Annotated in this window: 15 protein-coding genes and 2 pseudogenes; 8 read left to right on the forward strand and 9 right to left on the reverse strand. The window is 71.3% G+C overall.

All coding sequences use genetic code 11. The annotated features are described in order from the left end of the window. Positions 1-1,078: 1,078 nt before the first annotated feature. Positions 1,079-1,345, reverse strand: a complete 267-nt coding sequence (locus AC08OT_RS10095) for a hypothetical protein (RefSeq protein WP_476602752.1) — start codon at positions 1,343-1,345, stop codon at positions 1,079-1,081. A 64-nt stretch (positions 1,346-1,409) separates the two neighbouring features. Between AC08OT_RS10095 and AC08OT_RS10100 the strand changes: the two genes are divergently transcribed. From AC08OT_RS10100 to AC08OT_RS10110, 3 genes are read left to right on the forward strand one after another with little or no spacing between them, the layout of a single operon-like run. Next, positions 1,410-1,565 (forward strand): helix-turn-helix domain-containing protein, encoded by a 156-nt coding sequence (locus AC08OT_RS10100; protein WP_035923360.1) that lies wholly within the window; start codon positions 1,410-1,412, stop codon positions 1,563-1,565. Positions 1,566-1,605: 40 nt separating this feature from the next. Beyond that, positions 1,606-2,277 carry a hypothetical protein gene (locus tag AC08OT_RS10105; RefSeq protein ID WP_476591910.1) on the forward strand — a complete coding sequence of 224 codons (672 nt, stop codon included), beginning with the start codon at positions 1,606-1,608 and terminating at the stop codon, positions 2,275-2,277. A gap of 6 nt (positions 2,278-2,283) precedes the next feature. Beyond that, positions 2,284-3,279 carry a C40 family peptidase gene (locus AC08OT_RS10110; protein WP_462202947.1) on the forward strand — a complete coding sequence of 332 codons (996 nt, stop codon included), beginning with the start codon at positions 2,284-2,286 and terminating at the stop codon, positions 3,277-3,279. Between the two features lie 45 nt (positions 3,280-3,324). Here AC08OT_RS10110 and AC08OT_RS10115 read toward each other — a convergent pair whose 3' ends face one another. The 3 genes from AC08OT_RS10115 to AC08OT_RS10125 form a co-directional block, all read right to left on the reverse strand. Next, positions 3,325-3,483 (reverse strand): hypothetical protein, encoded by a 159-nt coding sequence (locus tag AC08OT_RS10115; RefSeq protein WP_476591895.1) that lies wholly within the window; start codon positions 3,481-3,483, stop codon positions 3,325-3,327. Positions 3,484-3,807: 324 nt separating this feature from the next. After that, positions 3,808-5,400, reverse strand: a complete 1,593-nt coding sequence (locus AC08OT_RS10120; protein ID WP_476591896.1) for an FAD-binding oxidoreductase — start codon at positions 5,398-5,400, stop codon at positions 3,808-3,810. Between the two features lie 104 nt (positions 5,401-5,504). After that, positions 5,505-7,955, reverse strand: coding sequence for a serine/threonine-protein kinase (locus tag AC08OT_RS10125; protein WP_476591897.1), 2,451 nt, complete (start codon positions 7,953-7,955; stop codon positions 5,505-5,507). A 269-nt stretch (positions 7,956-8,224) separates the two neighbouring features. Here AC08OT_RS10125 and pgi point away from each other — a divergent pair, with 269 nt between their 5' ends. Both pgi and AC08OT_RS10135 read left to right on the forward strand, forming a co-directional pair. Further along, positions 8,225-9,904 carry a glucose-6-phosphate isomerase gene (gene pgi, locus AC08OT_RS10130; RefSeq protein ID WP_476602753.1) on the forward strand — a complete coding sequence of 560 codons (1,680 nt, stop codon included), beginning with the start codon at positions 8,225-8,227 and terminating at the stop codon, positions 9,902-9,904. Between the two features lie 94 nt (positions 9,905-9,998). Beyond that, positions 9,999-10,340 carry an STAS domain-containing protein gene (locus AC08OT_RS10135; protein WP_462202732.1) on the forward strand — a complete coding sequence of 114 codons (342 nt, stop codon included), beginning with the start codon at positions 9,999-10,001 and terminating at the stop codon, positions 10,338-10,340. 42 nt (positions 10,341-10,382) lie between these two features. Here AC08OT_RS10135 and AC08OT_RS10140 read toward each other — a convergent pair whose 3' ends face one another. The 3 genes and pseudogenes from AC08OT_RS10140 to AC08OT_RS10150 all read right to left on the reverse strand — a co-directional run bounded on the left by AC08OT_RS10140 (position 10,383) and on the right by AC08OT_RS10150 (position 14,905). Next, positions 10,383-10,634, reverse strand: a complete 252-nt coding sequence (locus tag AC08OT_RS10140; RefSeq protein ID WP_462186455.1) for a hypothetical protein — start codon at positions 10,632-10,634, stop codon at positions 10,383-10,385. 590 nt (positions 10,635-11,224) lie between these two features. Next, positions 11,225-14,429: pseudogene (locus AC08OT_RS10145) on the reverse strand (AAA family ATPase). Positions 14,430-14,584: 155 nt separating this feature from the next. Next, positions 14,585-14,905, reverse strand: coding sequence for an ATP-binding cassette domain-containing protein (locus AC08OT_RS10150; protein WP_476591899.1), 321 nt, complete (start codon positions 14,903-14,905; stop codon positions 14,585-14,587). 126 nt (positions 14,906-15,031) lie between these two features. Between AC08OT_RS10150 and AC08OT_RS10155 the strand changes: the two genes are divergently transcribed. Then, entirely contained in the window at positions 15,032-15,658 is a 627-nt protein-coding gene (locus AC08OT_RS10155; protein ID WP_476591900.1) for a nitroreductase family protein, read from the forward strand. Positions 15,659-15,753: 95 nt separating this feature from the next. Next, complete coding sequence (locus AC08OT_RS10160) at positions 15,754-16,278, forward strand: hypothetical protein (RefSeq protein ID WP_476591901.1); 525 nt, start codon at positions 15,754-15,756, stop codon at positions 16,276-16,278. A 70-nt stretch (positions 16,279-16,348) separates the two neighbouring features. Here AC08OT_RS10160 and AC08OT_RS10165 read toward each other — a convergent pair whose 3' ends face one another. Both AC08OT_RS10165 and AC08OT_RS10170 read right to left on the reverse strand, forming a co-directional pair. After that, complete coding sequence (locus AC08OT_RS10165) at positions 16,349-17,626, reverse strand: DUF3376 domain-containing protein (protein WP_476602754.1); 1,278 nt, start codon at positions 17,624-17,626, stop codon at positions 16,349-16,351. 37 nt (positions 17,627-17,663) lie between these two features. After that, positions 17,664-18,788, reverse strand: a pseudogene (locus AC08OT_RS10170) (DUF3376 domain-containing protein); the annotation flags it as partial. Between AC08OT_RS10170 and AC08OT_RS10175 the strand changes: the two are divergent. Next, positions 18,757-18,882 carry a hypothetical protein gene (locus AC08OT_RS10175; protein ID WP_476602755.1) on the forward strand — a complete coding sequence of 42 codons (126 nt, stop codon included), beginning with the start codon at positions 18,757-18,759 and terminating at the stop codon, positions 18,880-18,882. The pseudogene AC08OT_RS10170 and the gene AC08OT_RS10175 overlap by 32 nt on opposite strands. Positions 18,883-19,020 lie beyond the last annotated feature (138 nt).

A 19,020-nucleotide genomic window follows, 5' to 3' on the forward strand; every position in this document is an offset into this window, starting at 1 on the left:
GCATCCGTCGGCGCGGCCGGTGTCGTCCGCGGCGGCCGCGGAGGCTGCGGACGACGGGGCGCGGAGGCGCGCGGCGGCCGGACGCGCGGCCCGTTCGGGGCCGGCAGTGGCCCGGTTGGGTGTGGTGGTACCGCAGTTGGGCCGCTACTGGAACCAGGACTCGCAACCGGGCTGACGCCTCGGCCTGACGCGCTGCCACCCGACGCGCTGCCACCCGACGCGCTGCCACCCGACGCGCTGCCACCCGGCGCGGTGTTCACCTCCTGCGAGGATTCCACCGCGCCCGGGGGAACCGGGGTCGAACCGCGGGGATCTGCCGGCCGGGTTGGACGGCGGGAGGGATCAGCCTGGTTACGGGGCGGAATCGCCGACGGGCGGCCGGCGCGCCGGGAGCTGGTGTCCGCGCCCGAGGTCACCCGGCCCGGCCCGGTGCCGGGTGCCTCGGTCCTGGTACCCGGCACCGATGGCGGTGCGTCATCGGACGTGTTTGTACGGTCCGCACCCGAACGGGCCGCCGATGTCGCATCATCGAGGTGGAATGCCTCGCTCTGCCACGCTTCGTCGAGTGGCTGCGGCGAGCCCGTTCCGCCCCGCCGTCGATGTCGTCGGCGCCCGGATCGTGCATGGGGAGGTGACTCTACGTCTTCGGTGCCTGCCGCTTCGTCCCGTACGTACTGATCGTCTCGTATGTACTGATCGTTTCGGATGGGCGGACCGTCGGGATGGGAGACCGGCGAGGGTATGCGGGCACCAATGAGCGAAACGGGCCGCGCGTCGCCTTCCTCACCGTACGGCGCCTGTGGCACATCGCTCACGCGCCGTCGACCTCCCGGCCTTCTAAGGTTAGCTAGTGCCAGTTAAGGTTACTTACTGTTATCTGCGCTCGGCTGCGGTCGGATCGATGTAACACGAGTCAATCGAGTATGACAAGCTCTGGTCGAAGCTACCCATCCTGGGTGGGTCGGTGTACCTTCCGGAACCGGAGATGTGCCGTCCGGATCGAGGGGACGAACCGGCGGACGGTTCGGCGGACGGTTCGGCTGTGATCCGCGACGCGGCGGGCTGGGGGCGGCCTGGACTACACGGGCACCGTGCGTGCGGCAGATGGGAAAGGAGCGTCGGTGGCGCAGGACGGCTTCTCGACGGCGACGCCTCGGCCATCCCCGCGCTCCGGCGCACCGCAGGGCGCGACGCCCGCGAAATCCCCGGTCGGCTCGGCCCCGGCCCGGTCCGCTCCGGCGGCATCCGGCCGGGTCCGCACGGCCTCGGCCCGCCCGACCGGCATGCCACCGACCGTCGCCTCCCGCAGCACACCGGCGCCCGCCGCCGCGCCCCCTCCGTTCACGCCCCCTCCGCTCGCGCCGACGCCCGCCGGTGGTGCGCCCTCCCGACCCTCCGACGACGACGAAGTGCTCACCGTCGATGAACTGGTCGCCTGGTTGCGGTTGTCGGAGAGCACCGTCCTCAAGCTGCTTTCGGAACGGGCCATCCCGGCCCGCAAGGTCGGTCACCAGTGGCGGGTGCGTCGGGGGCGGGTGCGGGACTGGCTGGACGGTCGGGAATGAGCGCTCTCACCTCGGTGCCGCCTCGCTCCGGCCGGCCGCGGTGAGGCCCCGGTTCTGGCTGGCCGTCGGACTGCTGCTCACCGTGGGCACCGTGGCCGGATGCGGCGCGCCGGGCAGTGCTGCCGATCCGTCCCCCGCTCCGTCTCCCGCCCCGTCCGCCACCACGGGGCCACCGCCCGGGGCGAGTCAGGCGCCGGGTCCGCCGCTGGCCACCGCGTCTGCGCTACCCACCGGCGAGGTGGACCGGAAGGACCCGGCGGCGGTAGTCGCCGACTGCTTCACGCGCTGGCAGTCCTTCGACGCCCGGACGGACCCCGGCCCGGCAGCCGGTGTCGAGCGGGCCCGCGACTGCCTCACCGAGGACTTCGCGGCCAGCCTGGGCGCCGGGGGTGCGGGCCTCGGTGGTTCGGGCGCCGGGGGGCCCGGAACCGCTGCCGGCGAGGACGGCCAGGCGTGGCAGGAGGTGCGCGCCGCGGGCACCCACTCGCGGGTGACCGTGCTGGCGACCACGCCCCTGGGCGGGATCGACACGACGGCCACCGGTCGGGTGGTGCTTCAGCTGAACGTGCGCCGCGAGACGGCGGCGGGCGGCGCCGCCCCGGTGGTGGCGCTGTCCACCCCGGCGCTCACTCTCCTGCGCCAGACCGACGGGACGTGGCGGGTCGCCGGCGCGGATCTGTCGAGCATCGCCGGCGACGCACCGGGCCGGTGAGGCGTGATGGCCCGCGGCTTCACCCGTAAGCGTTCCCGCTGGCTGGTCTGGACGGGGGCGGGCGCGGCTCTCGTCATCGGCGGCGTTGTCATGCTGGTCTCCGTCCTCATTCTGATCATCGCTGGTCCCTTCATCCAGGATCAGGGCGGGGGTAACCGGACCATCAGGAACTCCGACGGCATCCCGGCCGAGTACCTGCAGACGATCATTGATGCGGCGAACGCGGCCGGATGCGCCGAGGTGACTCCCGCCCTGCTGGCCGCCCAGTTACACCAGGAGTCGGGTTTCAACCCGCGGGCCCGGTCACCCGTGGGCGCGATGGGGATCGCCCAGTTCATGCCCGGGACGTGGGCGTCCCACGGGCAGGGCGACGTGTGGAACCCGGCCGACGCGATCCCCGCGGCGGCCCGGTACGACTGCGCGGTGGCGGCCTCGGTCGCCTCCGTGTCCGGCGCGGCCCAGGAGAAGATGCTGGCCGCGTACAACGCGGGAGCGGGTGCGGTGCTTGCCTTCGCCGGCATTCCGCCGTACACCGAGACGCGTAACTACGTCCGCGCGATCCTCGCGCAGGCGCAGGTGTACGGCGACGCCTTGGAGCTCGGCGTCGGCATCCCCGCTGGTTCGGTCGCCCCGATGGTCGCCTTCATGCAGTCGCAGATCGGCAAGCCTTACGTCTGGGGTGCGACCGGTCCCGAGGCCTGGGACTGCTCGTCGCTGGTCCGGGAGGCGTATCGCCGCATCGGCATCGAGCTCCCCCGCGTGACGACCGACCAGCTGCGGTTCGGCCCGCAGGTCGCGGGCGTCGATCCGCAGCCGGGGGACCTGCTGTTCACCCCGGGCCCCGACGGCACCGCCGAGGCACCGGGCCATGTCGGGATGTACATCGGCGACGGCCGGGTCATCGCAGCCAAGGGAGCGCGGTGGGGGGTCGTCGAATCCGACATCTCGGACTGGAGTGGGACCGTGGCCGTGACCAGGCCGCTGGCTAGGCAGCTTTCCTGATCCGGATTTCCTGTTCCGGACACTCCGGGTGTGCTGTCGCTCCGGTCAGGTAGCCGCCTGGGACACGAAGGTGGACAGTCCGTCGGCCACACCACCGAGCGCACCGACGGCGCTGTGCACTACATCGGCGGCGTTACCCGGTGCCGTCACCACGAAGAACAGGGCGAACAGCCCGACACCATACGGCCAGAAGATTCTTTTCATCGAGGACCTCACAGAAAACCCAGTCGACACGGCCAGACGGACACCAACGCCGGTGTGTTACCGACAGCATGTGTGTACTCACCTTGAGTAGTTGCCGCAAGATGAATCGCCGGAGCGGTGAGTGAACTGCGCGGTGGCGGGGCCGGGGGACAGCGGATGGACAGGGATCTGACCATAGGTGGGCAGTAGGCAACGGATACGTGAACGGATCTAATAGTGCATGCCACCCCGGGTCGGTCGACCTCGATTCCCGGCGCGGGGTGGCTGCCCGGGGCAATGGCCGGCCTGGCCGGGGAAGCCCCCGCTCGGGACCGCCGGGACCGCTCAGGACGGCGCGATGCTCTGCGCGAAGCGGAACAGGTTGTCCGGGTCGTAGGCGCGCTTGACCTGGCGTAACCGTGGAAGGTTCGCCCCGTAGTACGCATCGGCCCAGGTGGTGAGGTCCGGGTCGATGTAGTTCTGGTACGCCGACGACGACATGAACGGCGCCGTCGCCGCCACCGTGGATCGCAACCAGCTCTGGTTAGCCTCTTTGTCCGCCGGGGAGGCGTCGACGGAGTACCCGGCGACGAACTGGGCGCTGGCGAGCGTGTCGCGGTGCACGAACGCCGTGTCACCCGGGCCGACCCGGTTGATCGCGCCGCCCCAGGAATCCAGGATCATGCCACCCGGACCGGCCCCGGGCGTGCGTTGGCGTCGCTCGAGCGCGGCGAGCATCGTCTCGACCCCGCCGGCTGGCATCGGTTCGGCGAGGAACGCCGAGGCGGCCCGTTGGGCCACCCGTGGCAGGGTGCCTCCGGGCGTTCGGTCGCGCAGGTGGCACGTGTCAACGCTTTTGCCCGCGCAGCCCGCCTCGAGCAGCATCGTTTCGAGATGGCCACGCTGGGCGACGAAGGTGCTCGAGGGCCTCCGGCCGACGGCGGCGACGAGGTTGGCGAGTCGATCCCGCAGCCACGTGATCCGCGTGTCGTCGGCGCCGCCCGCGAGCACGCCGCTCACCCGCAGGGCCGGACTGCCGGTGACCCCGGTCGTCGGCATCGAGGTCATGACGCAGGTCGACCACAGGTCCTCTGGCGCGCCGCCGCTGTCGGCGATCCAGCCCTGCCACGCGGTGAGCACGTCCGCGGCCACGTCCCAGGGCCAGCGGTAGGTGAACAGCACCAACGGTGTCGCCCGATGGGTGGCGAAGGTGAACGACGTCACGATGCCGACGTTGCCCCCGCCCGCGCCGCGTAGCGACCAGAAGAGGTCCGGCTCGGTGTCGGCGTCGGTGCGCACGGTCTCCCCGGAGGCCAGCACGACCTCGGCGGAGACCATCCGATCGCAGGTCAGACCGTAGCGCCGGCTCAATACTCCGATGCCACCGCCGAGGGCGAGCCCGGCGATGCCGACGGTCGGGCATGATCCGGCCGGCAGCGCTAGCCCGTTCTCGGCGAGTGCGGAGTAGACGTCGATCAACAGCGCTCCGGCCCCGATCAGCGCGGTGCCGTCGGGCCCCGGCCGGACCGACGCCATCGCAGTCACGTCCACGACCAGCCCGGTCGTCGTCGAGTAGCCCCCGTAGCTGTGGCCACCGGCCCGCGCGACGAGATGTATCCCGGTGGAGCGGGCGAAGTCGATGCAGGCCGTGACGTCCCCCGCAGACATGGCACGGACCACCGCCTGCGGGCGTACCGCGTCGAAAGCCGGGTTGAACAGCATGCTGGCGACAGCGTAGTCCGGATCGGTCGGTCGCAACAGCGGACCGATCAGCCGTTCGTCGAGCGTGCGCCAGTCGATCTCCGTCGGTGTCGGGTGGGGGGCGTCCTCCTGCTGGCAGGCGCTCATCAGGCCGCCACCGAGCCCGAGCGCGGCGAGTCCGAGCCCGCCGGCTCCGGCGGTCCGTAACACCGATCGTCGGTCAGGCTCGTCATCCACGGTCAGTCCTCACGGCTGCTACGAGTCCGGGGAGTGGACGATGGTCGTCACGAGTCGTCCGACCATCCGTGTCATTGGCGATACCCTAGGTCGCCGGCGATACCCTAGCCCGGTTGGGCGACGGTCGTGATGGTGCCGTTCGGATCGATGCGGCGCACCCGGTCGTTGCCGTTGTCCGCGATGTAGAGCGTGCCGCTGCCGTCGACCGCGACCGAGCTCGGGTTCTTGAACTGGGCGGCGGCCGCTGGGCCGCCGTCGCCGCCGGAGCCTTCGACGCCGGTGCCGGCGATCGTGGTGATCACGCCGTTCGGGTCGACCCGGCGGATCCGGTGGTTGCGGTAGTCGGCGAGGTAGAGCGTCCGGCCGTCCGGGCCGACGGTGAGCGACGGCACGTTCAGCTTGGCCCGGGTGGCCGGGCCGCCGTCACCCGAGAAGCCCTCCTCGCCGGTCCCGGCGACGGTGGTGATGATCCCGCCCGGGGTCACCTTCTGAATGGTGTCGCTGGCGAGGTCGGCGAAGTAGAGGGTGCCGTCGTCGGTCATCTGGAGATCGTTCGGGCCGTTGATCTTCGCTGCGGTGGCCGGGCCGCCGGCGCCGGTGTAACCCGCGACTCCGGTGCCCACGTACGTGGTGATGATCCCCTGCGGGCTGATCTTGCGGATCCGGTGGTTCTCGTAATCGGAGAGGTAGACGCTGCCGTCCGGCCCGGTGGTCACCTTTTCCGCACTGTTGATCTTCGCCGCGGTGGCTGGGCCGCCGTCGCCGCCGTAACCGGCGTCACCGGTGCCGGCGATCGTAGTGATTACCCCGGCTGGGCTGATCTTGCGGATCCGGTTGTTCTTCGCGTCCCCGATGTAGATGTTGCCGGCCTTGTCACGGGTGGTCGATCCGGGCCCGTCAAGCTGCGCCGCGCTGGCCGGGCCGCCGTCGCCGCTGATCCCGCCGGCTCCGGTGCCCGCGAGGTCGCTGACCGCCCCGGCAGGGGTGATCTTCTGGATGCGGTCCGTCGCGAGGCTGGAGACGAGCAGCGAGCCGTCGGGATCGACATCGACGCTGTAGGGGCTCAGGCCCTGCACCGACAGCGCCGTTCCCCGGTAGGCGGTTGCGAGGCGTGCCGTGCCGCCGCCGCGGTCACCGCCGCGGCTGCCGCCGCCCGAGTTCGTCACCGCTGCCACGATGCCGACGGTGAGGGCGACGATGACGACGAACGCGACCGCTCCGATGATGAGCGGCGTCCGGTTACGGGCGTTCGGATTCGACTGGTGCCCGGCCTGGCGGGTGGCGGTCGGTGGTACCCCCGCCATCCCGTGCACCGGTCCCCCCGGACCGGGCCGGTACGTCTGGTCGCCGGGGCCGCCCGGTCCGCCGTACCCGGGGCCGCCGTACCCGGGGCCGAGCGGCCGCGGCGGTGGGGTCGACCGCGGCGGTGGAGTGTTGCCCGGCGGGAATCCACCCCAGCCCGGCCCAACCGGTGGTGGGTATCCCCCCATCGGACGGCTGACCGGACCACCGGGTGCTCCGGGACCACTCGGCATGGCGGGACTCCTCGGCCCGTTCGTGCCGTTCGGTGTGCCCGGGTACCCGATCCGTGGGCCCGGTCCGCCCGGTGGCGCGCCAGGGAAGCCGGGTCGACCGGGGGCCGGCGGGCGCGGAGTGGTCGAGGTGGCGAGCGCGGCCTCCCGGATCTCGTCGTCGATCCGCACCTTGACGTCGGACCGGGACAGCCAGGTCGGGCCGAACGCGCGGCTGCTCGCTCGGGCGAGTTCCAGGGCGAAGTCGGCGGCGTCGGCGAAGCGGGTGCCCGGATCCTTCGCCAGCGCCCGCAGGATCACCGCGGAGACGGGTGGCGGAACCATGGTGAGCGGTTCCGGCATGATTGTCAGATGGTGGTGGGTCAGCGGCTGCACCGCCATCTGACGGCCGAACAGCGGTCGGTTGGCGATCATCTCGTAGAGCACACCCGCGAGGGCGTAAAGATCGGTGGACGGGAAGAGACGCGTCCCTATGATCTGCTCGGGAGCCATGTAACGCGGCGTTCCCAGGATCGCGCTGGCGGTGGTCTCCGCTCCGTCGAAAATCTTGGCGATGCCGAAGTCGGTCACCTTCAGCAGCCCGTCGCCGGCGAACATGATGTTGTCCGGCTTGATGTCCCGGTGCAGCACTCCGTGGCCGTGCGCTGTGGCGAGGGCGGCCGCGGCCGCGAGCCCGATCGAGCAGGTGGTCTCGGCGGAGACCGGTCCCGAGCTCATCCGCTGTTTGAGCGTGCCGCCGGAGAGCAGCTCCATGACGAGCAGGCAGGTGCCCTCGTGCTCCACGTAATCGTGGATACGCACGATGTGCGGATGGTCCAGTTCAGCCAGCACCCGAGCCTCGGACAGGAAGCGGGCACGCAGATCGGGGTCGTCGGAGGTGTCCAGCAGGATCTTGATCGCGACCTTGCGGCCGATGAGCCGGTGCTGGCCGGCCAGCACGAGCCCGTAGCCACCCCGGCCCAGGTCGCCCTCGACGGAGTAACCGGGAAGCGCCGCCTCCACCTGAGATTTATCTATCAACAAGGTCCAGATCCGTCCGCTACCACGCCGGGCATCCGCTGTACCGCTACCCGTGCGCCGAGAACCATCCTGGCCTGCAATGACGCCCTTCGTCGGGTTCCTGGTGATCCTACGGCCCTGACCCCCCATTCCCTACCCCCGGCCGGCCGGTCCGGCGTGCCGGATCGGCGACACGGGCAGGCCGACGGGGCTGGCGAGCGCCGCCGTCGCCGCAGTGCGGATGATGGGCACTGCGGCACATGTTGAACCTGCGAGGAAGGGCATCCCACGTCATGTCGACAACCGAGCCCGCTGCCCCGGTGGCTCCGCTGGACATCACCGCGACCGAGGAATGGGCGGCGCTCACCACGCATCTGCGCGAGATCTCCGAGGTGTCCGAGGTGTCCCTGCGGGATCTGTTCGCCGCCGATCCCCGGCGTGGCGAGACGTTCGCCGTCGAATCGGACGGACTCTATCTTGACTACTCCAAGAACCGGCTGACCGCGCGCACCGTCGAGTTGCTGACCGCGCTGGCCCGGCGCGCCGGGCTGGCGGACCGGATCGAGGCGATGTTCCAGGGCGAGAGGATCAACGTCACCGAGAACCGACCGGTGTTGCACGTGGCGTTGCGCGCCCCGGCCGGAACCCGGATCGAGGTGGATGGCGCCGACGTCGTCCCCGATGTGCATCGGGTGCTCGACGCGATGTCCCGATTCGCCGACCGGGTGCGGTCGGGAGAATGGCTGGGTGCCACCGGTGAGCGGATCCGGACGGTGGTCAACATCGGCATCGGCGGCTCCGACCTGGGACCCGCCATGGCCTACGACGCCCTGCGCGACTATGCCGACCGGTCGATCGAAGTCCGGTTCGTCTCCAACGTCGACCCCACCGACATCTGGGAGGCCACCGCCGATCTCGATCCGGCCAGCACCCTGTTCATCGTCTCGTCCAAGACGTTCACCACCCTGGAAACAATCTCCAATGCGCGGGCCGCGCGGTCCTGGCTCACCGGCCTGCTCGGCGAGGACGCCGTTTCCCGGCATTTCGTCGCGGTCTCCACGAATGCCGAGAAGGTCGCCGAGTTCGGTATCGACACCGAGAACATGTTCGAGTTCTGGGACTGGGTGGGCGGCCGGTACTCGGTGGACTCCGCGATCGGCCTCTCGCTGATGATCGCGATCGGGCCGCCGAACTTCCGGGAGTTCCTCGCCGGTTTCGCCGCCATGGACACGCACTTCCGGACGGCTCCGTTCGAGCGGAACCTTCCGGTTCTGCTCGGCCTGATCGGCCTGTGGTACCGCGACTTCTTCGGTACCGCGACGCACGCGGTGCTGCCCTACAGCCACTACCTGGGCCGATTCCCGGCTTATCTCCAGCAGCTGGACATGGAGAGCAACGGGAAGTCGGTCGATCTCACCGGGCGGCCCGTGCCGACGCCGACCGGACCGATTGTCTGGGGGACTCCCGGCACGAACGGACAGCATGCGTACTATCAGCTCCTGCACCAGGGGGCGACGATCGTCCCGGCTGATTTCATCGGCTTCGTCCGGCCGAACCATCCCGGGGTGGGCACGGCGGACGGCGCCGGGGTGGACCAGCATGCCCTGCTGCTGGCCAACTTCCTGGCGCAGACGGAGGCCCTCGCGTTCGGCCGGACAGCCGCGGAGGTGGCCGCCGAGGGTGTCGCGCCGGGCCTCGTTGCACATCGGACCTTCCCGGGTAATCGACCCTCGAACACCCTGCTCGCCCAGAAGCTGACTCCGTTCACCCTCGGTCAGCTGATCGCACTATACGAGCACAAGGTGTTCACCCAGGGTGTCATCTGGGGGATCAACAGTTTCGACCAATGGGGCGTGGAGCTCGGCAAGGTGCTGGCCGGTCGGATCATTCCGGAACTCGGGTCCGAGCAGGAACCGGAGCTGGGGCATGATAGCTCGACAAACGCTCTGATCAAGCGTCTGCGCGCCGGCTGACGTCCGCCGGGGATCCAGCTAACCGAGGCATGTTACTCTGCGTAACTGATCGGGGGGTGACTCCACGCAGTGACGACATCGGGGGGTGGAAGTCATGCGGGTGGATGCTGGAGCCTTGCGGATGTCCGTGCAGCGGACAGGCGAGGACGTGCTCATCGAACTCGCCGGGGAACTCGACACTGCCGGGCGGCTCCGGTTCCGTGAGCAGATCGGCGAGCATCTCGGCCGGGGCGGGGGGACGGTCACGGTGGATGTCGCGGGCCTGCGTTCGATCGACATTCCGGGGCTCGCCGCTCTGCTCCGCGCCGATCTGCTGCTCCGCCGGGTGCACTCACGTCTGGAGATCCAGGCACCCACGCCGGCGTTCGCCGCGTTGTTGCGGGAGGCCGGTCTCGACGGTCGACTGCGGGTCGGCGGGGGATCCCGCCGCCGCTGACCGCCGCCTCACCTGTCCGCACCCCGCGGGCTGGGAGACGGCTCAGCTGATGAGCGGTGACGTCCGATCGCCCGATGACGCGGGTGCGCTGAGGGTGGCGGGTGCGCTGGGTGACGGTCGTGCACCGGATGGTCCGGAGTCGCCCACCGAGGCGGTGCCGTCCTCGGTGACCAGGGAGAGCAACCCGCGGGAGCCGATCAGACGTTTCTCGATCCCGCCCATCATGAGCATCCCCGCCATCACGAAGAGTGGAAAACCGAGCACCATCAGCAGGACGGGTGGTGTGAGACTCACCGAAAGACCCCCAGGCTGGCTTACGGATCTGATCGGCACCATGGACGCCGTACCGTAGGCGTTACCCTCGGACCTCCGTTGCTCACGTCCCGACCGTCGTCTCACCCGACTCGGGTGTCCACCGGGTTCTCCCCGAGGGGGTCGCCGATTCCGGCCGGGTGGAAGAATAAACCGCAGCTCAGGGGTCTGTTCCGGGATGCGTGTTGTTCCCGGTGTCCGCGGGCTCGTACCCTTCCCCCAATATGTCTGCGCGGCCCGTTCCGTTGCCCGCTTATAGCGGCCGTCCGTGGGTTCGTGACGCGGACCTGTTTGTGCGTCTCGACCTGCTCTCCGGGCAGGTCGATTTCGCCCTTGCCGAGATAGCCCTGCGGCGGGCCGCCTACCAGCGAGCCTGCGAGGAGGAGGCCGACTGGCAGTGGGCGCCCCTCGGCGTTGAGGTGCTGAGCCGGCCGTCCGTGGCGCAGGCTCTGGCCGACGAGCTCGCCGCCGTCGAGCGGCTGCGGTTGTGGGCGCAGGAGATGTACTGGTTGCAGGAAGCAGGCGCGGCTGCGCGGACTGCTGCGCTGAGCGCGCGGGCGCGGGCCACCCCGCTATCCCGTTCCCGGCGAGGGGCCTCCCGTCCCTGGCGGGGGGCCGTCGAGCGTGCCGAACAGCCGGCGGCCGAGGTTTGCCGCGGCGACGTTGCCCCGGTGCAGATACCGGGTGATGCCAGCTTCCAGGCTCTCGGCGGCGTCGTCCTTGCGGCCGGCCCGGTAGAGCACCTCGGCGCGGGACAGCAGCGCGTGTCCCTGGCCGTCGGTGTCGTCGGTGCGGCTGGCGAGATCGACGGCGGTGTCGGCGAACCGGAGGGCCTCGGCATCGCGGCCGCGCAGCGCCAAGAGCTTCGCGTGGACCCCGCACCATCCGGCCTGGGCCGGTAGCTGATCGGCGGCAGCGGCGTCCCGACACCGGGTGACGTACTTGCCCGCGTCGTCGACCTTGCCGAGCCGGACGAGAACGTCGGCGAGTGCCGCGGCCCGGTTGGCCAGGAACGCGCGTTCCCCCATCCGGGACAGCTGCCGGCAGCTTCGCCGCAGTTCCCGCTCGGCGACTGCCAGCTCGTCGGCGAGCAGTGCCACCCGGGCCACGACGAACCCGCCATGAAAGGGGTCGACCCGAGGGGCGCGCAGGTCGTGAACGATCTCCTCGGTCGCCTTGAGATGGATCTGCGCGCCCTCCAGATCCCCCGACATGGCGGTGAGGACCGCGAGCTGGGCGAGCACGGCCCGACGCAGAGCCCGGTCGTCGTCAGCGGCGTCGAGGGCCTCGTTTGCCCGGGTGATCCCGACGGCGACTGGCCGGGGCCCCCAGCTCATGAGCATGGTGAGCTCCCGGCGCAGCGACTGCGCGGCCCGGGGCACGCCGGACTCTTCCGCATGCTGGACGGCGTTCTCCATCGCCCGCTCGGCCGCGGCGAACTGCCCGGCCGCCAGGTAGGCGTTGGTCTGGCTGCGGCAGGCGAGCGCCGCGCCGACCTCGTCGCCGGCCTGCACGAAGTTGGTCAGGCACGCCGCGGCTTCGGTCAACGTCCTGGCGACCAGGCCCTCCGGATCGGTGGAGAACAGCACCCGCAGGTACGCGAGCCGGGCATGGGCCCGCAGGCCCTCCTCCCCGGCGCGCCGGGCCCGCTCGGTCACCTGGCGCAGGATGCGCTCGGCGTCGGAGAGCCGGCCGAACGAGTACAGCGCCCAGCCGAGGTCGATCTCGGCCCGTAGCCGCAGCGGGTCCGTCTCGGGCAGCAGGGTGATGGCCCGCTTGAGCAGCTGGGCCGCGCCGGTCTCGTCGCCCTGGCGTACCCGGTCCGCCGCCTCGATCAGACAGGTCGCCGCGGATCGGCCCAGCTCGACCGTCTCGGTGTCGCGCTGCCCGATCTCCACCCGGTAACGGAACGCCTGCTCCAGGTGGTAGCCGACCAGTTCGTCGTGCTCACCGGGGCCGCCCTCCAGCCGGGTCTGCAGCCACTGGGCGAACCGCTGGTGCAGATCGGCGCGCTGCCGTTTGGCGGTGGACTGGTAGGCGCAGTCGCGCAGCAGCACGTGCAGGAACCGGAACGCCTCGACGCCGGGCAGGTCGGACCGGTCCGGATGTACCAGTTCCTTGCGGACCAGGCTCAGGCAGTGGGCGGCGACCATCGGCTGTTCGTTCGGGTCCGACAGGTCGATGACGGCGTCGAGGTAGAAGCGTTCCCCCACGATGGCGGCGCGTTCAAGGACCCGCCGTTCGGGCGGGTCGAGCCGGTCGAGCCGGGCCGCGAGCAGGGACGAGATGGTCGGCGGCACCGTCACGTTGCGCAGGCTGCCGGTGGCGATCCACCGGCTGCCCTCCCGGCGCAGCAGGCCGTCGTCGACGAGGGCCGCCACCATCTGCTCGACGAACAGTGGGTTGCCGGCCGCGGAGGTAGTGATCCGGGAGACGAGGTCGGAGCCCATCAGGGTGCGGATCAGGCGCTGGCAGCGTGCCTCGGTCAGCGGCGCCAGCAGCATCGAGGTGGCGTTGAGTTTGCCGCCTCCCCAGTCCCGCCGCTCCTCTAGCAGTTCCGGGCGGGCCAGGCACAGCAGCATGATGGGGGCGTCGCGGGACCAGTCGGCGATGTTCTCCAGCAGGTCGAGCAGGGTCGGCTCGGCCCAGTGCACGTCGTCGAACCACAGGATCAGCGGGCGTCGGGCCGCCAGCGCCTGGAAGAAGGACCGGACGGCCCAGAAGCTCTCCTGCGGACCGAGTTCCGCGCCGCCCAGCCCCACCAGGGGCGCGAGCGCCTCGACGATCTCCGCCGCCTGGGTGACACCGTCGAGCAGTTCCCGCAGCCGACGCCGCCCGTCCGGGGCGCTCTCGTCGGCGGACAGACCGGTGGCCTGGCGCACCATCTCCATCAGCGGCCAGTAGGCGATGCCATCGCCGTAGGACAGGCAACGCCCTGTGAGCACGGTCGCCCGGTTCGCCATGGCCGCGCAGAACTCGCCGACCATCCGGGACTTGCCGATGCCCGCCGGGCCCAGCACGGTGAACAGGTGGCAGGTGCGTTCCTCGACCACGGCCTCGAAGGCGTCCTGCAGCCGGCGGCGTTCCCGGTTACGCCCGATGACCGGGGCGGTGAAGCCGTGGGTCGGGGCCCGGCTGCCGGGACCCGCGGTCGGGTCGACCAGCCCGATCAATCGGTGCACCCGCAGCGGGTCGCGCTTGCCCTGGACGACCAAGGGGCCGAGCGGGCTCACCGTGACGCTGTGCCGGATGAAGCGGTAGGTGGTGTCCCCGATGAGGATCTCGTCAGGGGGAGCGGCGTGTTCCAGCCGGGAGGCGACGTTCACCGGATCGCCGGTGACGCCACCGCCGGCGACGGTCACCTCGCCGGTGTTGATCCCGATCCCGCACCCGCAGTTTCAGGCCCCACTCGCGCTGCAGGTCGGCGTTGAGCGCCTCCATCGCCGCCCGGATGTCGAGGGCGGCGCGACCCGCGCGCAGCGCGTCGTCCTCGTGCAGCACGGGAATGCCGAAGACGGCGTCGCCAATGAACTTCTCGACCGACCCGTCGTGGGTGTAGATCACTTCACGGACGGTGGTGAAGAACCGCCACATGACCTGCTGCAGCGGTTCGGAGTCGATTCTCTCGCCGATGTCGGTGGACCCGGTGATGTCCACGAACATGATCGTCACGGTTTTCCGGGCGCCGCTCCCCAGGGTGGGAAGGGGGTTCCCACATCCGGAGCAGAAGCGCGCCCGCTCGGGGTTGTCCTCCGCGCAGGTCGGGCACGGCACCATATGCCGGATGGTAGGCCGATCGCGACCCGAGGCGGTGGGGGATGTGCGTACCCGAGTCGCCTGAGGTGATCCGTCCCACGCCGGTGCCACCGTCGAGTCCCAGCCGGGACGGCGCGACCCGGGCGGTTCATCCGCCGACGGCCGGCTTGGCGCGGTCATGACGGCAGCTCCCGCCGCACCGCGAGGAGCGCCGCCACCTGGGCCAACGCTCCCCAGCCGCCCGCGTTCACCTCGACCGCCCCGCAGCCACCAAAGAACACCACGCTGCCGGAGCCAGGGGTGACCAGACCCAGCAGGATGCGCGGCGTCGTTGTCTTGCCGGGGCCGTTCGGCCCCAGAAAACCGGTGATGTTCCCTTCCCGCACCGTGAAACTCACGTCCCGGACGGCGCGCTGGGACCCGTATCGCTTGGCCAGATGGTCTATTTCAACGACGGCGGTGACGAGAGCCTCCCGGCGGAGGTTCGAGCGGGGCAATCTCTACGGTAACCTGTCGCTGTTCCAGATCCACCGGCGGCTGTCACCGCCGGCCGGGTCGCGGTCGCCGGCCGGGAGACCGGTACTTCCCGGGTTCCCCGAACCGCGATCCCCCAAGGAGTTTTCATGGACGCTCTCGCCTGCCTGATGACGCGCCGTACAGCGACCCGGCTCGTCGAACCCGGTCCGACGGCGGAGCAGATTATGATCATACTTAGTGCCGCCACCACGGCGCCGGATCACAAGATGCTGCGGCCCTGGCGCTTCGTGGTCGTGCGGGGCGATGCTCGCGCCACCCTGGCGGCGGCGATCAAGCGGGCCGCCGAGACCGTCGGCGGGTTGCCCGAGCCGGTCATCCGCAAGACCGTCGGCAAGGCCACCCGTTCCCCGGCGTTCATCGCCGTCGTCGCCTCCCACGTCGGTTCGAAGGTTCCGGTCGCCGAGCAGGACGCCTCGGCCGCGGCGGCGGCGCAGAACATCTGCCTGGCCGCGCACGCGCTCGGCGTCGCCTCGGCCTGGAAGTCGGTGCCGATGCAGGGCAGCGCCGAGGTCCGGGAGGCGTTCGGGCTGACGTCGGACGAGGCGCTGGTCGGCTGGGTGGAGCTCGGGACCCAGGCGGGCACCGCGCCGCTGCCGGCGCGGCCCGCCGTTCGGCTGGCCCAGGTCGCGGCGGAGATGGAGGCCGACGGGACGCTGGTTCCCGTGGCAGCGGACGATCGGATCTCCCAGTTCGGGCAAGTGACCACGGTGTGAGCGGCAGGCTACCTAAGCTGGAACACAGGTCTTGAGATCGGGCGGCCTGGACCGGGGTATGACTCCGGCTCCCGAGGTGCGACGGGAGGTGCGCCGTGTGTGGCGGTCTTCGAGGCCGTGGCCGTCTCGGCCTGAGCGTGGCCGGGGGGCTGCTGCTTGCGCTGGTCGTCGGATGCTCGGATCCGGGGTCGAGCGGGTCCGGCGGCTCGGCCGCCCGGCCGGGCTCGGTGGTCATGCCGAGTGCGTCGTCTCAGGACCCGGGCGGCCCGGGCACGCCCGGGGCCTCCGCCGCCCCGGATGGTGTCGCGTCACCGCCGGTGCCGACTCCGCAAGCATCCTCCGTCTTCGTCGGAGAGGCCTGTTCCCCCACCGAGGACACCTCGCCCGCGACCGCCGTGAACGGCCTTGTGCTGTTCTGCGCGCCCGTCGGCGGGACCGGCCCGGCCGGCATTGGTCGATGGTCCACGGAGCCGCCCGCCCCGGCTCTCGTGACCCGGCCGGATGAGGGCGGGAACTGTGACCCCGAGGACGTCGGGCGCATCGTCCAGGACTCCGCCGGCCGCCCGGTGTCCTGCCTTCGAGACCCGACGGGCACCCTGACCTGGTCTGACATCTCCTGAACCGGGTCACCACGTCACCGAGCCACCGGTGCCGGTGGCGCGGACCGCCGGGCCGTGCCTACCGGGATGATCAGCCGTTGCGGCGGGCCCGGCGGGTGGCGAGGGCCTCGGCGACGGACCAGAGAGCCGGCAGCACCAGGGCTCCGAAGACGGTCGCCCATGCCCACGGATGATCGGCCAGGTATGGCACGACGTCGTCGTGTAGCCAGGGGAAGAGCCGGTCATGGATCACCGGAACGGCACCGGCCGCCGCGAACACCGCGATGAGCCCGGCTCCCACGACCGCCAGTCCTCCGGGCAGGTGCCGCCAGCCGGTCAGTCCGATCATCAGCAGGCCGATCAGGCCGACGACGATCCCCAGGCCGCCGAGGATGCCCGAACCGGTCAGCCCGCCGGCCGTACCGAGGCCGACCAGCGCTGTTCCCACCGCGATCGTCATCCGCCGCCGGCCGTGCGTGACATCCCGGATCATCTCGAAGGCGAGACGGGTGACGGCCCGGGCGAGGAAGGCGACCGGTCGCAGGGGCCGTGGCAGCCGGCGGGTCGATGCCGCCCAGGCGACGACCACCGCCACGATCTGGGCCAGGGCGGTCACCAGAATCGGGCCCTGCGCCGCGTCGGTGATGCGTTCGTCCGAGACGCGGCAGGCCTCGAGCACCTCGTCCACCGCTCGCGGGGGCAGCGCGCCGGGCGTGACGGGGACGCCGCTGAGCCCGGGTGGCCGGGGCGGTCGGCGCGCCAGAGCCGAACTGTCGACGCCGACCGGCCGATGGGCACCGGTCCGTCCCGCGGCGACCCTGGCGGCCGCGGCCGCGGCCAGCGAGATGACCTTGGCGCCGCGCGGCTCGTCCAGGTTCGGGGGGCCCGTCGCTTCCGGTGCCGCCGAGGCCCCCGGTCCGGTCGTCGTTCCGGGCCGGGTTGGTTCCGCGGTCAGGGCCCGGTCGACGGCGGCGAGGAAGTCGGCGGTGGGCCGCGGATCGACCCCGGCCTCGTTGTCGCGCCGCACCGCCTCGGCGACCCCCACCAGCTCCTTGGCCGCGATGTCCCGTTGGAGGCCGGCGGCGACCCAGGTCGCCGTGACCGGCAGGTTCGGCGGCACGGGGGCGTCCGGATCGGTCAGAAAGCCAAGCTCGTCGAGTACCTCCCGTGGCGCCGGGCTGCCGGCCACCTCGGTGAGATCGTCGACCAGATCCACCAGCCAGCCCCGGCGGGCCAGCGCCGCGGCACGGGCGTGACCGGCGGGGACGGCGGGGATGGCGGTGTCTCGGCGGATCATGAGCCGGCGTGGATCCAGCATGATCCGGACCAGCCAGCCAGCCAGCCAGCCAGCCAGCCAGCCAGCCCGCACCGTCCAGCCGTCCCCACATCCAGTCGTTGGCCCGCCACGAGGACTTCGCGAAGGCGCCGAAGTTTCCCAGCTGCAGGCCTGTGACCTTCTCCTCGGCCAGCGCGCGGGCGGGATCGAGGCGGTTCGGTAGATCCGCGCTGATCTGGACGAGCTCAACCGGTTGATCGAGGACCGCGGCGCCGGTGCTCCGCTCGACCAGGTGCACGTCGAGCACGGCGATCAGGGCGTCCGCGGGAGTCGACGGGAGGTAGCCGACGAAGTCCGCGAGGGTCCGGGCCGCCACCGCCCGGCGCTGGCCGAGACTGAGACCCTCGGGCCTGGTCTCTGGTCCCGCCGGAGACGGGGCCGCGGGGGACCGCCGGTCCACGAGATCGGTGAGCTCGGTCCGCAGGGTCTCGATCGTTTGTTCCAGGGAACGCCAGGCCCGGATGAGCTCGTCCTGCCTCGCGTCGCCCTTCGGGTCGGTCCGCAACCAGCGGCGGGCCGCCTCGGCGATGACGTCGAGCAGCGGTGCCCCGGCCATCGCACCGAGGGTCTTGCCGACCGTCGTGAAGACGCCGGGTCGCAGGGCCGCGGTGCCTGCGGTGCCGGTGTTCCGGATGGTGGCGCGCGAGGCGCCGTGCACGGCCGCCGCGAGCCGGGCGAGTCGGATCCGGTCCGCCGGCTCGGGGGAGAGGACGTACCCTTCGTTGATCATGTTGATCAGCAGGCCCTTGGCGGCGTCGAGCGCGGCCCGGCCCAGCCGCCACAGGTCGGCGAGGTCGGCCGTGGTCGGCAGCCGGTCGGGAAGCATCTGGACCATGGCGTTGACCGCGGCGTTCGTCATCCGGGCGGGTCCGGCCGCGTCGGTGCGCAGCGCGTCGGTGTCCGGGGGACGGGGCAGGTCGAACCGACCACCGAGGACGCGCAGCAACGCCTCGATCACTGGTGGGGCGGTCTCCTCTGCCAGGCTGCGGCGGTAGGCGTCATAGACGCTCTCGTCCGCTAACCGGGGCCCACCGGCCGGGGCGAGGCGCAGCAGCCGTCGTCGGTTCGCCCGCGTACCGCGTACGGCGCTGTTATGGTCGCGCAGCGTCGCCAGATCTGTACCGATCGACTGGTTCAGCGCCGCGCCGAGCACCTGGAGGAGGGTGGGGATCACCGCGGGCGGCATGGGCGGCATGGGCGGTGTGGGCGTCCTGGTCGGTGCCGCCGGGTTCATCGGTGCCGCCGGATCCGTCATCGGTACCGGCATCCGCGGCGAGGGCACGACGTAGGCGAGCACGCGACGGACCTGGCGCTCGGCGGGCCGGTCGAAGATGGCCGCCAGCGCCGGTCCGATCGGGCGGTTGACCAGAATCCCGCCGTCCGAGGCGTGGAATCCGCGGGAGGCGTTGACGTAGCGGGCCATGTCC

It is taken from the genome of Frankia sp. CgJB1, assembly GCF_977947065.1.

Excerpts from the sequence above, each read along its gene's own strand:
- AC08OT_RS10155 (WP_476591900.1), top strand. The coding sequence starts at position 15,032 with ATGGACGCTCTCGCCTGCCTGATGACGCGCCGTACAGCGACCCGGCTC.
- AC08OT_RS10110 (WP_462202947.1), top strand. The coding sequence starts at position 2,284 with ATGGCCCGCGGCTTCACCCGTAAGCGTTCCCGCTGGCTGGTCTGGACG.
- AC08OT_RS10115 (WP_476591895.1), bottom strand. The coding sequence starts at position 3,483 with ATGAAAAGAATCTTCTGGCCGTATGGTGTCGGGCTGTTCGCCCTGTTC.
- AC08OT_RS10135 (WP_462202732.1), top strand. The coding sequence starts at position 9,999 with ATGCGGGTGGATGCTGGAGCCTTGCGGATGTCCGTGCAGCGGACAGGC.
- pgi (WP_476602753.1), top strand. The coding sequence starts at position 8,225 with ATGTCGACAACCGAGCCCGCTGCCCCGGTGGCTCCGCTGGACATCACC.